The organism is Maribacter sp. PR1 (assembly GCF_028464145.1).
Lineage (GTDB): Bacteria > Bacteroidota > Bacteroidia > Flavobacteriales > Flavobacteriaceae > Maribacter.
Genome location: NZ_JAQPCG010000004.1, coordinates 332681 through 347252 on the forward strand (window position 1 = coordinate 332681; position 14572 = coordinate 347252).

General features: G+C 38.4%; 12 protein-coding genes. 9 read left to right on the top strand and 3 right to left on the bottom strand.

Translation table 11 applies throughout. The features are described 5' to 3' along the window. Positions 1-551: 551 nt before the first annotated feature. The 3 genes from PP182_RS10495 to PP182_RS10505 all read left to right on the top strand — a co-directional run bounded on the left by PP182_RS10495 (position 552) and on the right by PP182_RS10505 (position 6261). On the top strand, positions 552-1799 hold the full coding sequence (locus tag PP182_RS10495) for an esterase (RefSeq protein WP_272651199.1): 1248 nt from the start codon (positions 552-554) through the stop codon (positions 1797-1799). 20 nt (positions 1800-1819) lie between these two features. Beyond that, positions 1820-2821 carry an amidohydrolase family protein gene (locus tag PP182_RS10500; RefSeq protein WP_272651200.1) on the top strand — a complete coding sequence of 334 codons (1002 nt, stop codon included), beginning with the start codon at positions 1820-1822 and terminating at the stop codon, positions 2819-2821. Positions 2822-3396: 575 nt separating this feature from the next. Continuing rightward, positions 3397-6261 carry a PQQ-dependent sugar dehydrogenase gene (locus tag PP182_RS10505; RefSeq protein WP_272651201.1) on the top strand — a complete coding sequence of 955 codons (2865 nt, stop codon included), beginning with the start codon at positions 3397-3399 and terminating at the stop codon, positions 6259-6261. Positions 6262-6497: 236 nt separating this feature from the next. Here PP182_RS10505 and PP182_RS10510 read toward each other — a convergent pair whose 3' ends face one another. Both PP182_RS10510 and PP182_RS10515 read right to left on the bottom strand, forming a co-directional pair. Beyond that, the gene (locus PP182_RS10510; RefSeq protein ID WP_272651202.1) at positions 6498-7184 is read right to left on the bottom strand and encodes a helix-turn-helix domain-containing protein; all 687 of its coding nucleotides are present in this window, start codon (positions 7182-7184) and stop codon (positions 6498-6500) included. A gap of 66 nt (positions 7185-7250) precedes the next feature. Beyond that, positions 7251-7550 (bottom strand): hypothetical protein, encoded by a 300-nt coding sequence (locus PP182_RS10515; protein WP_272651203.1) that lies wholly within the window; start codon positions 7548-7550, stop codon positions 7251-7253. A 595-nt stretch (positions 7551-8145) separates the two neighbouring features. Here PP182_RS10515 and PP182_RS10520 point away from each other — a divergent pair. The 6 genes from PP182_RS10520 to ablB all read left to right on the top strand — a co-directional run bounded on the left by PP182_RS10520 (position 8146) and on the right by ablB (position 13306). Then, entirely contained in the window at positions 8146-9006 is an 861-nt protein-coding gene (locus PP182_RS10520) for a sigma-70 family RNA polymerase sigma factor (protein ID WP_272651204.1), read from the top strand. Positions 9007-9016: 10 nt separating this feature from the next. After that, positions 9017-9214: a 30S ribosomal protein S21 gene (gene rpsU / locus PP182_RS10525; RefSeq protein WP_272651205.1), complete on the top strand. Its 198-nt coding sequence runs from the start codon at positions 9017-9019 to the stop codon at positions 9212-9214. A 414-nt stretch (positions 9215-9628) separates the two neighbouring features. Further along, positions 9629-10444, top strand: coding sequence for a pyrroline-5-carboxylate reductase (gene proC, locus PP182_RS10530; RefSeq protein ID WP_272651206.1), 816 nt, complete (start codon positions 9629-9631; stop codon positions 10442-10444). Beyond that, entirely contained in the window at positions 10437-11228 is a 792-nt protein-coding gene (gene proB, locus PP182_RS10535; protein WP_272651207.1) for a glutamate 5-kinase, read from the top strand. Before proC ends, proB begins: the two co-directional genes overlap by 8 nt. Then, positions 11225-12424 carry a glutamate-5-semialdehyde dehydrogenase gene (locus tag PP182_RS10540; protein WP_272651208.1) on the top strand — a complete coding sequence of 400 codons (1200 nt, stop codon included), beginning with the start codon at positions 11225-11227 and terminating at the stop codon, positions 12422-12424. The genes proB and PP182_RS10540 overlap by 4 nt, the downstream gene beginning before the upstream one ends. Positions 12425-12463: 39 nt before the next feature. Then, positions 12464-13306 (top strand): putative beta-lysine N-acetyltransferase, encoded by an 843-nt coding sequence (gene ablB, locus PP182_RS10545; RefSeq protein ID WP_272651209.1) that lies wholly within the window; start codon positions 12464-12466, stop codon positions 13304-13306. Between the two features lie 11 nt (positions 13307-13317). On the opposite strand, the gene PP182_RS10550 is transcribed toward ablB, so the two are convergent. Continuing rightward, a complete protein-coding gene (locus tag PP182_RS10550; RefSeq protein WP_272651210.1) occupies positions 13318-14571 on the bottom strand; it encodes an NAD(P)/FAD-dependent oxidoreductase in 1254 nt (417 codons plus the stop codon). Position 14572: the final 1 nt, after the last annotated feature.

Here is a 14572-nt window from a genome sequence, read left to right on the forward strand (position 1 = left end):
ATCAACTCAGGGTTTCCATATATCCTACTTCAGATTGGATTTTTTGATATCGCTATCAAAATATAGCCCATAGGGCCGTTGTCAATACGTTAACTTTCATTGGTAATGTTTTTCGTTGCCGTCAAAAATAATATATCATTCAGAATAAAAATTGATATTGTAATTATTAGTCAAAGGGATATCCTGATTAACGATTATTACTTTTCTACGGGACAGCATTCAACTTCTGTGTGTTTCCTATTTCATGAATAGCGCAACACCTAGCACAAATTAACATCACTCGTAAGAACAAGCCCTATTCTCTTTTAAGGAATATGTTTCACACTATTGTGCGGCCAGAAAAATTATTATTGTCTCAATTTGAGACTTTAACATTTATAAACCATGGTTTATTTAAATTATTGACTATTTTTCCCTGTATAAATTATCACTAATCACCTTTTATTCTTAGTAAAATTAAAATTCGTAAATACTTTAACAGTTACAGGAAAGCGAATTGACAATAAAGAATTATAAAAAACTGCCGTGGACAATTTAAGAGAACAATCCAAATGTATGAACCCAACAAAGAGAAAACTATGTTATTATCCCATTTAAGTTTTACCAAAAAAGTTGCCCTTTGGCAGAAAACAGCCGCACTGCTATTACTAATGACACTAACGGCAATGGCCCAGGAAGTGGGTCAAAGGGAACGCTTGGTTTCCCCTGAATTAAAGGATGATAATACCGTTGTCTTTAGTATAAGGGCTCCAAAAGCAGAAAACGTAACGCTTTCCGGGAATTGGATGCCAATGGTACCCGATGGAATTCAGGGAATGAAAAGACAGACCGTAGCACTTACCAAAGACGGGCAAGGTGTCTGGTCTACTACTGTTGGGCCATTGGAGCCCGAGTTATACGGATATTCCTTTTTAGTAGATGGTGTTACCACCTTAGACCCTTCTAATTTAAAGGTGGCAAGGGACGGGACTTTTAGAACGGAAAGCCTGCTTTATGTTCCAGGTGATGCTTCGGACCTTTATTGGGCCAAAACAGGTCCTAAAGGAAGCGTCCATCAAATTTGGTATGAATCCCCTACTTTGGATTTGACCCGTCGTATGTTCGTTTACACGCCACCGGGATATCATGAATCCAAGGAAAACTATCCGGTTTTATATTTGCTACATGGTGGAGGCGGTGACGAAGAAGCCTGGCCCACCCTTGGTGTAGCTCCGACCATTTTGGACAATCTTATCAATAGCGGCAAGGCCAAACCCATGATCGTGGTTATGACCAATGGTAACCCTTCACAAGCTTCCGCACAAACCATATCTCCCAAACTACCCAACGTGGAGCAATCCGCAGGGGGAATGGCCAACATGATGTTCGAAAAAAGCCTGGTCAATGATGTGATACCCTATATTGAACGTAACTTTAAGGTAAAGGCCAATAAAGAAAATAGGGCCCTTACTGGTTTAAGCATGGGTGGTTTACAAACCATAAACACCTCTTTTGAAAACCCAAACCTCTTCGATTATATCGGTGTCATGAGTATGGGCTTTGCAGATTTGAGCCGATTCGGAATCGAGGTAGACCATTCAAAAAGAGCCCAACAGATTTTGGCGCTCAAGGCGGCAGGCCCCGATCTGTATTGGATAGCCTGTGGAAAAGATGATTTTCTCTATGAAAGCGTGGTAACCATGCGTAATGAATTGGACAAGCAAGACTTTGACTATACCTACCGTGAAAGCACTGGAGGGCATACTTGGAGCAATTGGAGGATTTACCTATCCGAATTTGCACCTATGTTATTTAAATAATTGAAAAATTTAAATCAAAAATGAAACAATTGACCAACACTCTAAAAACAGCCCTACACCTAACCTTTATACTGGGTTTATACTCGGTTGGTAACGCCCAAGAAAACAAAAAAAGACTGCCTGTTATAGATGTACACGTACATGCCATGAAGGTTAACCCAAACTTTTCTTCTGAAATGTGTCCGTGGTTCCTCAAGGACATGCCGGGAAGTGGACCCAATCAGGACCCGCCTTCATTTATTAATACCGGATGCGTAGCCCCTTTAAAACCAGCCAAGACCGATAAGGAAATGCAAGAGGCCATTCTTAGAGCAAATAGGGAATTGAACATCACCATGGTGGTAAGTGGAGATGCGGATATCATTCATAAATGGCATAGTGCTGCACCGGACCGAATAATTCCATCCTTCGGAATAAGCAATGCGGAGCAAATGACCGTTGACACATTTAGGGATTCCTTATCCAATGGCTTTTATAAGGTCATGGGCGAGGTAGCTCCACAATATCAGGGAATGTCCCCAAGTGATATGTCCTTGGACGAATACTTTGGGGTCGCGGAAGAGTTAGGAATCCCGGTAGGAATCCATATGGGAACCGGCGGTAACGGAATGGCCAATATTACTTCGCCCAAGTATAGAGCCTCTCTTGGACAACCCTTTTTATTGGAAGAAATGTTGGCTCGTCACCCAAAACTAAAAATCTGGGTCATGCATGCCGGTTACCCCATGATAGACCAGATGATTGCACTAATGGGAGCCAATGCCTATGTGTATGTTGACTTGGCCGGGTTTATTTGGAGTTATCCCCAAGAAGAAATCCACGCCTATCTAAAGCGATTGGTCCAAGCGGGCTTTGCCAAAAGAATTTTATATGGAACCGATTTAATGATGTGGCCCGGTCTATTGGAAACTTCAATCGGTGTTATTGAAAATGCAGATTACCTTTCCGAAGATCAAAAACGCGATATACTCTTTAATAACGCGGTTAGGTTTTTCAATTTGGATGCCTCCAAGTTTGAGTGAACGAAACTTATGCAAGGTAACCCTAAATTAAAAGTGTAATCCAAAGAATCAAAAATTCAAAGTAAAATTTAAAACTCATTAGTTAACGGAGGTAAAAGAGACTAAATTTTATATGGGAAGGACAAATAGAATAGCGTTATCTTCTTTGCACCGACCTTTCATAGCATGTGGCAAGGGTGGTTGTTTTATGAAAGCTGTTTTTGGTCGATAAAAGAACTGAAATAGAAGAGATTAATAGTAAGGCCAAGGCTTTATCCTTCATGAAAAGAATATTTTGTAGATACTAAAAATATGCTAACGCCTAAAAAATTAAACATGGAATCATTAAAATTTGATGGTAAAAATAATTTTTACCTGAGCCATTAAGGCCCTTAAATAAACGAAATGTAAAAGGACTTCCATTTGCATTTATAAGAAGAATAATCGAAGAGCACTACCCACAAATTAAATACACTGAATTCAAATAACCGTAGGTTTATAAAACTTTGTTAAACTTAGTGTTTACAAGTTAAACAGAAATTGTCCGAAAGGTATCTTTTGTTTACATTTAAAACTTACCAACTCAATTAAACAAGATGCAACAAGATTCTAATGGGTTTAAAGTCAATGGTTTCAATTGTCTTAAACTCGCTGTAAGTTCCCTAGTATTACTTATTTCATGTAATGAAGAACCTGTAGCAGACCTTTCTCCGCCAGAAGAAAATAGATTTACAACTACAGTTCTTACAGAGCCCGGTGAATTGGATGAGCCAATGGCCTTTACCTTTTTGAACGACACAGAGTTATTATTTGTGGAAAGAAAAGGTGGAGTAAAGTCCTTTAATGCCGATACCAGAATCGTAAAAACAGTGGGTAATGTACCTGTAAACACCATTTATACTAATAAGGAGGGTCAGACCAGAACTGCTGAAGAGGGTTTAATGGGAATCGTAGCAGATCCAGATTTTCCCAAAAATAACTGGGTTTACATGCTATATGCCGACCCGGATGAGCCCAAACATGTCTTAGGTCGCTGGGAATATAAGAATGGAAAATTAATGGATGAAACCAAGAAAATAGTATTGGAATATCCTGCCCAACGCGAAGTATGTTGCCATACTGGAGGCGGAATGGTATTTGATAAAAATGGAAATTTATTTTTAACCATAGGGAACAATACCGCCAACCCACCACAAGGAACCTCCAATTTGGATGAGCGTCCAGGGCACGAAACCTCGGATGATCAGCGAACAGCTGGCAACTCTAATGATTTACGTGGATCTATTATTCGTATTCACCCTGAAGATGATGGATCTTACACGATTCCTCAAGGCAACCTTTTTCCCAAAGGAACCCCGAAAACTCGTCCAGAGATTTACACCATGGGACATAGAAATCCTTGGAGAATTTCAATTGATAATGAAACTGGATTTATCTACTGGGGTGAAGTGGGACCGGATGCCTCGGATGACCTAGATCAAGGACCACGTGGTTATGATGAGTTTAATCAGGCCAAGGGACCTGGATTTTTTGGATGGCCATACTTCATAGGTGACAACAAACCTTACGCAGACTATGATTACGAGACGGATTCCATTTATGGGTATTTTGATGTTGAAAACCCAATTAACACCTCTCCAAACAATACTGGGATTACAAATCTTCCTCCACCCCAAAAGGCATTTTTCTGGTATCCTTATGGGTATTCCGAAGAGTTTCCTCAAATGGGTAGTGCAGGACGAAGCGCTACTGGTGGTCCTATTTTTCGTGAAGCGGATTTTCCTGAATCTGACCAGCGGTTCCCAGCTTATTTTGAAGGTAAATGGCTAATTACAGAATTTATGCGCGGATGGATTTTTGCAGCGACCATGGATGAAAATGGAGACTATGTTTCCATGGAACCTTTTTTACCCAAAGAGAATTTTTCAAGTGCCATCGACATGCAGTTTAGTCCAGGCGGAGATCTTTATGTTTTGGAATATGGTTCAGCTTGGTTTCGCGGTAATGAGAATGCACAAATTAAACGTATTCAATATAACGGTGGAAATAGAATACCGATTATACAAGCAAGTGCCGATAAAAAAGCAGGTGCGGTACCCCTCAACCTAACCTTGTCATCGGAGGGCACCATGGATTATGATAATGACGAACTCTCTTATGATTGGACAGTTGAATCGGACAATGGTTTTTCGAAAAGTTTGAATGGAGCCAACCCTGAAATTACACTGGAAGATGCCGGAATTTATACGGTTAATTTACAAGTTACCGATAGTGAAGGAAATAGCAATCAACAGCAATTTAAGGTAACCGCAGGAAACGAACCCCCCAATGTCGACTTACAAATTGTAGAAGGTAATCAGAGTTTCTTTTTCCCAGACAACCCAATCACTTATAAAATTAATATTGTAGATAAGGAAGATGGTACAGTTTCCGACGGAAGCATTAAAGAAGAAGAAGTAGCCGTTAATTTCGACTATGCCCCTGAAGGATTCGACCCCATTGAAATTGCACAAAACCATGTAAGCACCGATGAATGGATAACCCTTTCTAAAGGTAAGTCCTTAATAAACGAAAGCGATTGCCTTTCTTGTCACCGTGTGGATATTCGTTCAATAGGCCCGAGCTATATGGAGGTCGCAGAAAAATATAAAAATGATGTTCAGGCCCAAAAAGAAATAGCCCAAAGAATCATCAACGGTAGTGTAGGTATTTGGGGAGAACATGCCATGAGTGCACACCCAGACCTAAGCGAACAAGATGCTACGCTTATTATTGAATACATTATGGGGCTCAATGACCCAAAACAGGAAATGGAAAAAATTCCATTATCGGGTAGCTATACTACCACTGTCCCCAAAAAAGAAAACGGCAAGGGTAGTTATTTACTTAGAGCTGCCTACACGGACAAGGGATCATCCAATGTAAAACCCCTGACCACAGAGAAGATTATAGCCTTGCGGAACCCCGTAATCACATCGGAGGAATACGACGATGCTGCGGGCACAAAACTTTTGATAACACCGGCTAGAGCCTTAAAAATGAATAAAAATAATAGCTGGTTATCCTATAAGAATATCGATCTAACAGGGATTTCAGAAATCATAATAAACGCAGAGGCCTCTTTGAGAACTAAGGATATTGGTGGAATAATAGAGGTCCGTTTAAATTCACCTGATGGAACGCTCGTAGCTACAACGGAAAAGATTACACCCCTAGAAATTGATTTTAGGGCGGAGCGACAAAAACTGAGAAATGAATGGGAAGCAGGAGGAAAAAAAGGTCCTGAACCAAGTTTTAGTACTGTTTTTGCGCTATCTAAACAAAATCTACCGATTGATGTTAAAGACTTAAATGGTTTCTACGATATTTATTTCGTGGTCAAAAATCCAGAAGCCAAAGAGGGCGAAATGCTATTACAAATTAATACGTTGGAGTTCATAAAAGAATCGGAAACGTCATAGACCTTGAATAATTTATAACCAAAAAAGCATGCTATATAGCTTGCTTTTTTATTGAATCCAATTACAATCCGTTAGTATAAAGTTCTATATTCATGGGAGAGTACAACCCATAAATTCTTTAAATCTGCATCAGCATAATCCGATATGACTTCTATATTTATCAATTCTATTGTAACCTCTACCGCTATTCCATCTGTCCAGAAAACAGAAACAATAATTGCGGCACTAACTCTTTACTAGGACATTGAACGGGAAGGTATTTCAAGAACTTGCTTTTTCCTTTTAAAAGACTTTTTATACTCCGAAGGTACTTTTCCAAAACGTTCCTCAAAAATTTTGGAGAAATGGCTTCTGCTAGAAAATCCAATATGATAGCAGATTTCAGATTGGTTCATTTCTGTATTGTGTATGAGTTCACGGGCAACTTCCAATCGAATATTGTTTACAAACTGATTTACCGTACAACCGTAAAGATACTTGACCCCGGCCTGTAACTTATTGCGGGAAACTCCTACTTTTTTTGCCAATTCCTTTATGGATGGCCTATTACCAATATTTCCCCTGACCAAATCCCCCAAACCGGTCATTCGAGATAACTCAGCTTTACCTACTTGTGGTGCAATTTTATCTGTATTTTTTTCACGATCATGGGCCTCTATCTGGGAGGCAAGCATATTCATCAATGCACCTTCGGCCAACAATCTTCCAACGACATCCGTTCGTTCATTTTCAATTAAAATGGTGGCAAATTCTGATATCTTGGCACTTATGCCCCCAAAAAATCTAAATGATTTATCCTTATTTAAGAAAGGTTCAAAAACATCCAGTAAATCGGACTGTAAACGCGTCATACTAATACTATCGGAACTTGCCAGTTTGTTCGGTTCCAAAATAAGATAACAACATTGAAACTCGATCCCCATTGGTATACCAAATTCAGCACATTTACCGGCTTCTCCACCCAATATAAAATTTTGATTTTGGTGAATCTAATGATAAGAATTCTCATTCGAATACTTATGTAACTGATACCCATTGACCACAATGCCCAGATAAAGTAATTTATTGGATGAAAATGTAAGATTAAATTTTAGGTCTTCATTTAAGCATATACCATAAGCCCAAGCCGTAACACCATCAAAAGGTTGAAAGAGGCTAATATGACCTTTTCCATTAACATTATTTAGTTTCAAATTGGCAGCACCAAGACCTTCCTCAAATGTGGCTTCATAATGCTCGGCAAACTGACGAAGCATTTTCTCAGGATCACTTTCCAGAATATTGAGCATCACTTTATATTTAAAATTAGGCCCGTGTTTAACGTTTTCTTGATTTAATAAGAAAATTAATAGTTATCGTTAAACAATTTTACGATTTCAGTATATCAAATTAAATATAGGGATTTTCCATTAAATTTAAAACGTAACCATTTCATTTCCAAATCAACACACCCATTTTCAATCAAAGGAGTTCTGTTAATTCAAAAAATAAAATTGTAGGAATAATCTTAATTATTGGCAAGGAGTTTATACAATTGATTTGATAGGTTTTATTAAGGGTTATACTTTAGCGTGAAACCAGGTTTATTTAAATCGTTTAGTAGAAGCTAGTTTCGCTAAATTAATTTTTCTATGAAGAGTTTTAGGGCCATTCGGAGCTTTTAGATCTTTCTAAATTTAAATAAACGAAACTGATTATACTTCAAAAAAGAGTAAACTCATCTAAAAAATAGTAAGAATGAAAAAGTTCATTTTTGAGTGCTTTTGTGCTGATTTTAATTAAATCTTGATTGATTTCAACATAAAATGAATGTTTTTGGCCAATTATTTGGATTTTAAATTAAAAGGTGTAGGTTATAAGTTATATATAATCCAAAACACTTTTATGCGTCAACTAAAGATTACAAAGCAAATAACCAACCGAGACACAAAGTCGCTTGAAAAGTACTTTCAAGAAATCAGCAAAATTGATATGATTACTGCGGACGAGGAGGTAGAGTTGGCCCTAAAAATTAAGGAAGGGGACCAACAGGCTTTGGAAAAATTGGTAAACGCCAACCTTAGGTTTGTCGTCTCTGCGGCCAAACAGTATCAAAATAGGGGATTAAGTTTAACGGACTTGATCAATGAAGGGAATCTGGGGCTGGTGAAAGCTGCAAAGCGTTTTGACGAAACCCGAGGTTTCAAATTTATTTCCTATGCCGTTTGGTGGATACGCCAGTCCATTCTACAGGCCTTGTCCAAAAATGGGAAATCAATTAGGTTACCGCAGAACAAAATTGCCACCAATACCAAAATCTATAAAGTTTATTCGGCATTGGAGCAAAAATTTGAACGCCCGCCAAACCCATCCGAAATTGCAAAGGAACTGGATATGAGCGTTAGAAAAGTTGAAAGCTCCATTAAGAATTCCGGTAGATCCCTTTCATTGGACGCTCCATTCAAGGAGGAAGAATCCTCTAACCTGTATAATGTATTGTCTTCCAAGGATGCAAACAAACCGGATGAAAAAATGATGGAAGAATCACTTCAAACCGACTTGGATGAGGCATTGAACACAATACCGGAAAGACAACGGGATGTTATCCGCTTATTTTATGGAATTGGGAAAGAACCTCCAATGAGCTTGTCGGAAATTGGAGATTTATTCGATATTACACGGGAACGTGTTAGACAAGTACGTGAAAAAGGACTACGTGCGTTAAGAAATAAGTCCAGAAACAAAGTTTTAAGAACCTATTTATAAAAAAATTAATATGCTAAAGATAGAAGTAAAAGAAGGAGAGTCCATCGAGAGAGCTCTTAAGAGATATAAAAGAAAATATAGAAGAACTAAAGTGTTGGATCAAATAAAAGAAAGACAACATTATACGAAACAGTCCACGGAAAGAAGAGAAGCCTTACAGAAAGCGGAATACAAGCAGCAGTATCTTTTGGAAAATGAGGACCAATAGGGTCATTTTGTCGTATTATCATATTAGCTATAAAATCACTCAAAATTTAATAGATCCACTATTATTCCGATTACACTTTAAGGATTAACTACCTGAAAATCAATATAACATAAGCTTAACATGTCTTTTTTGGAAGGTCCATGTTTATTTTTATGTTACACACCCACTAATATAAAAGAATGAAAATAATTTACGTAAAAAGAGAAAGCAATGTAAAAGAAGTATATAGAACCCATTTGGGTGGATTAAACTCTAAAGTAACCTATATAAAAAAGTATTTTTTAGGGATGCCTTTTAAAACAATACATAAATATACCCACACTTTCTTTTCTAAAAAAAACAACAGAATAGAAAAAATGCTATTCGTCTAAAAATAATTAAACCTTAAATTTTTACAAACAACAAAACTATTTTATGAAAATTTTAGTCATCGGAGCAGGAAATATGGGACTTACCTACGCAGAGGGAATGTCCAAGTCCAAGCTATTAAAAAGAAGAAACATAATGGTATTGGATACCTCCGAAGAAAAACTAGAGGAGTTAGAAAAAGATGCGAAGTTCGATACCTATAAGGATTTATCGGATTGTGTTCCACAAGCGGATATTATCTTTATTGCCGTAAAACCTTATCACGCGGAAGGTCTTATGATGAAAATGGAACCTTTAGTCAATAAAGGTCAAATCGTAATTTCCATCATGGCCGGTGTTACCATTAAAACAATAAAGGGCCTTACAGGACTAAAAAAAGTGGTAAGGGCCATGCCTAACTTACCCGCTCAAATTGGGAAAGGACTTACATCTTTCGTAGCGTCTGAAGAAGTTTCAAGAATTGAATTATTGACCATAGAGAGCTTATTGGATACTACTGGGAAATCAATTTTGGTCAGTGATGAAAATTTCATAGATGCCTCTACCGGAATATCCGGAAGTGGTCCGGCCTACGTTTTCTATTTTATGCAGAGCATGATGGAGGCTGCATTAAAAATGGGATTCTCCAAGAATGTCTCCAAAGTATTGGTAAGTCAAACATTTACCGGGGCGATTGAATTATTTAACCAGAATGACCTGTCCCCTAATTCCTGGATGGACAAGGTAGCCAGTAAAGGCGGTACAACCCGTGCAGCCTTGGACAGTATGGATAATAATAAGGTAGGTGAATTGATCAAGGAGGCTGCTTTTGCGGCTTTTGAACGTGCAATTGAATTAGGAAAAGAAAAATCTTATGTATAAAGAGAAAATCGTTGTAAAAGTTGGCACCAATGTAATGACCAACAAGGACAATAGAATTGTTAGACCTGTATTACGGAACTTGGTTGAACAAATTGCAAAACTTTATGAAAGGGATATAATAACTGTCCTGGTTTCTTCTGGATCTGTGATTGCCGGTAAAGAGGTTTTAGGAACCTCCAATATTGAGGACAGGACCCAAAGAAGACAAGTGTATTCGGCCATTGGACAACCGAGAATGATGCGACTTTACTATAATATTTTTCACGACTACGGTATGAAATGTGCCCAGGTACTTCCTACTAAGCGAGATTTTAGCCCCGGAATTCATAGGCAAAATATGGTCAATTGTTGCGAAGGACTCCTTTCCGAAGGGGTAATTCCCATTGCAAATGAAGATGACGCCGTATCCGTTACCATGAGCATGTTTTCCGACAATGATGAATTGGCCAGTTTAATCGCTCAATTATTAAATGCTGACAAGCTCATCATTCTTACCGATATCGACGGTCTTTATACAGGTGATCCAAACGAACAGAACAGTGATTTGGTTCAGCATGTAAAACCTGAAGAAAATTTAGACAAATACATTAAGGACAATAATAAAAGAGAAGAAGAAGGCCGAGGCGGAATGGGCTCTAAATTGGATTATGCCCAACAAGCTGCCGCAAAAAATATCCCAACTTATATTGCCAATGGTAAAAAGAAAAACACCATAATCGATATTATAGATGGGAAAAATGTGGGTACCAAAGTAACCTCTGACGAACAAGAATTAGTAAAATGAAATTATTGACTACAGATATAAAAAATAAGGTATTGGACAGTATGATGCGACTGTTAAATGAAAACAGACAAAGCATCATTGAGGCGAATAAGAAGGACTTGGACCTTTTTCAAAAGGAAGACCAGGCTATGTACGACCGTCTTATTGTTACCGATAAGAAGATAGACGGAATGATACAATCTATCCAAGAGGTACAAAGCCAAGAAGACCCGGTAAACCAGCCCATCTCATCAAGGATTTTGGAAAACGGGCTGGAAATAACAAACAAGACCGCTCCTTTCGGGACCATAATGATTATTTATGAATCGCGACCAGATGTAACCATTGAGGCTGCTGTACTGGCCTTTAAAGCCAGCAACAAAATATTATTAAAAGGTGGTAAGGAAGCCCTACATAGCAATACCATACTTATAGATTTATGGCATAGGGCCTTGGAAGAAAATGACCTTCCAAAGAATTACATTCAATTACTCACCATGAATCGGCAAGAAACTCAGGATTTCTTGAAAAATCCCACTGAAAAGCTGGATTTAATTGTTCCAAGAGGTGGGGAAAGGCTTATCAACTTTGTAAAGGAACATGCCAATTGTGCGGTTCTTGTAAGTGGTAGAGGTAACAACTTCCTTTATGTAGATGAGAATGCGGATTGGGAAAAAAGTATTAAGGTCATCATGAATGCCAAAACAGATAAAATATCGGCATGTAATGCCCTGGATAAAATTCTCATAAATCAGAAAATCAATAACTATGACCAAAAACTAACAGAGCTATATAATCTGCTTAGCTCCAAGGAAGTTGACACCTTGGTTGACGATACGGTTAAAAAGACCTTGACCACGGCTGAACCTATAACGGACCAAGCTATCTGGAAAGAAGAATTTTTAGCTATGAAATGTTGTTTGGGTGCAGTTAGTTCCTTGACTGAAGCTGTTGAGAAAATCAATGAAAATTCTGGTGGCCATTCTGCAACCATTATGACCTGTGACAAAGGTTCTGCCAGACAATTTATGGAACAGGTAGACTGTGCGGCGGTATATCAAAATGCCTCTACTCGCTTTACCGACGGAGGGCAAATGGGAGTTGGGGCGGAACTCGCCATTAGTACGGATAAATTGCACCATCGGGGTCCTTTAGGACTGGAGCAATTGGTCACTAACAAATACTATGTTTTTGGTGATGGACAAATAAGGGAGTAACCCTAAAAGTTAGTATTAAAAACCAAATCTTGAACCTATATGTTTGAAACTGTAGAAAATATTGAGGGAGCAACCATATATCATGGAGAAATCCATAATCGAATTTATTTATCAGAAATAAATCAAGAAAAAATAGATTCCATTCTGCCAAAGATGACCGCATTGGCAAAACGCAAGAAATACGATAAAATCCTGAGTAAGGTCCCCGAAAGTGCCATCGACTATTTTGAATCTAAAGGATATAAAATTGAGGCAAAAATTCCGGGACTTTACAATGGGAAAACTGCAGGCTATTTTTTAGCGGAGTATCTGAATAAAAGCAGACACCAGTGTGATGAAAAACAATTGAAGACCATAGAAACGGTCAAGACCATCGCAATGGCGGCAAACAAACCAGATGAAAATCCACACATGCGGATGCCAAAAAATTATGCCATTCGCAAATTAAATACGGCCGATTTCCCAGCATTGGTAAACTTGCACGAGGAAGCATACAAGTATCATCCAAAACATATTAAAAGAATTCAGGATTTTGAACAACTGGCAGAATTGGACCACCAATTCTATGGTTTGTTCGTAGATGGAAAGTTACTGGTTTCCGCTATACTAAGGGTGCAGGATAAAGAATCTAACCTGGAAATCGTCGATTTTGCGACCCATCCCAATTTTAGGGGCCAGAATCTTTCTTATTATTTAGTTCAGGAAATAAAAAATGTGATGGACAATTTGGGATGTACTACAATTTACGCACTGGCTAGAGCCACCTCCTATGGACTAAATATTACGTATAGCAAACATGGATTTAAATATGCGGGTACACTTACCAATAATGCCTTCGTTAGAGATGCCTTGGAAAGTATGAATGTCTGGTATTTCAACTAAAAGTATTTCCCCTAAAATTTTCGTTGTGGGTCAAATGGATTTATATCCATGGAAGGCGTTGTATTCTCTATAATTTCAGTAATTAGTTTACCTGTAGCGGGTCCTAAACTCCAACCCATCATGGCATGACCGGTCGTGATGAATAAATTATCAAAGTTATCGGTCTTTCCGATGTATGGTAGTCCATCCGGCGATACGGGACGTAATCCGCATTTGGCATTTTTTATTTCTTCTTCGGTAATCTGAATATCAGGATAGAAATTTTTCACAACGTCGGCTATCGCTTCCACCCTACCCAAGTTTATCTCATGATTGATACCGGAAAACTCCATGGTTCCGGCAAATCTGGTAAAACCATCCATAGGGGTAACGGCTACTTTAGCTTCCATGAGAATTGCAGGCAATTTTATACCGGTAGGTCTGTATACATCGATACAATATCCTTTCCCGGCTTGCACCTGTAAATTCAGGTCCAAACCCCTTGCCAATTTATTACTCCACGAACCTGCCGCTAAAACGACATTATCCGGAGTATAAGTCTTCGTTTTAGTGTACACCGTATTGATTTTCGATTCGGAATATCCAAACTTCGTTACCTCCTCACCATAAATAATTTGCACACCGGAATTGACTAGATAATCCTTCATTTTAGCCATAAAAACATTTGGCGTACTATGGGAATCACAATAATAATGAAATGCTCCCTTACCGATAACATTCATTTTACCATGAATGGAGGCTAACTCCTCTTTATTAAGAATTTTTACCTCCAAACCGAATTCTTCAGCCTTTTTCGCCACCTTCTGTTCGGCCTGACCGTAAGCCTCGGTCTGATAAATCATTAGCAGACCTTTCTTTTCTAAATGAAAATCATCCAAATCCCCAGACCGTTTTATCTCATCGTACAACTTGGAGCTTAATAGGTTAATATCCTTTAAAATGGGAGCCGCTCTTTCCACTTTCTCTTTTGTAGAAGATTTATAAAAGGACCAGGCCCATTTAAAAAAATTAATATCCAACCTTGGTTTTATATAAAAAGGACTCCTACTATTCAGCATCATGGAAAGTCCCTTCGTAATAACGCCGGGGGCGGCTAGCGGCACTATATGGCTTGGAGTTAGATATCCCGCATTTACAAAGGAAGCCCCTACTCCACCATCGGATTTTTCCAAAACCGTGACCTTGTGCCCTTTTTTATGTAAATAATATGCAGAACAGAGCCCCATGATACCTGCACCCACAATTAACGTATTTTTATTCGCCATA

Coding starts and splice junctions, on each gene's coding strand:
- proB (WP_272651207.1), top strand. CDS start 10,437: ATGTATAAAGAGAAAATCGTTGTAAAAGTTGGCACCAATGTAATGACC.
- PP182_RS10550 (WP_272651210.1), bottom strand. CDS start 14,571: ATGGCGAATAAAAATACGTTAATTGTGGGTGCAGGTATCATGGGGCTC.
- PP182_RS10510 (WP_272651202.1), bottom strand. CDS start 7,184: ATGGGGATCGAGTTTCAATGTTGTTATCTTATTTTGGAACCGAACAAA.
- PP182_RS10540 (WP_272651208.1), top strand. CDS start 11,225: ATGAAATTATTGACTACAGATATAAAAAATAAGGTATTGGACAGTATG.
- PP182_RS10495 (WP_272651199.1), top strand. CDS start 552: ATGTATGAACCCAACAAAGAGAAAACTATGTTATTATCCCATTTAAGT.
- PP182_RS10515 (WP_272651203.1), bottom strand. CDS start 7,550: ATGCTCAATATTCTGGAAAGTGATCCTGAGAAAATGCTTCGTCAGTTT.
- rpsU (WP_272651205.1), top strand. CDS start 9,017: ATGCTAAAGATAGAAGTAAAAGAAGGAGAGTCCATCGAGAGAGCTCTT.
- PP182_RS10500 (WP_272651200.1), top strand. CDS start 1,820: ATGAAACAATTGACCAACACTCTAAAAACAGCCCTACACCTAACCTTT.
- ablB (WP_272651209.1), top strand. CDS start 12,464: ATGTTTGAAACTGTAGAAAATATTGAGGGAGCAACCATATATCATGGA.
- PP182_RS10520 (WP_272651204.1), top strand. CDS start 8,146: ATGCGTCAACTAAAGATTACAAAGCAAATAACCAACCGAGACACAAAG.
- PP182_RS10505 (WP_272651201.1), top strand. CDS start 3,397: ATGCAACAAGATTCTAATGGGTTTAAAGTCAATGGTTTCAATTGTCTT.
- proC (WP_272651206.1), top strand. CDS start 9,629: ATGAAAATTTTAGTCATCGGAGCAGGAAATATGGGACTTACCTACGCA.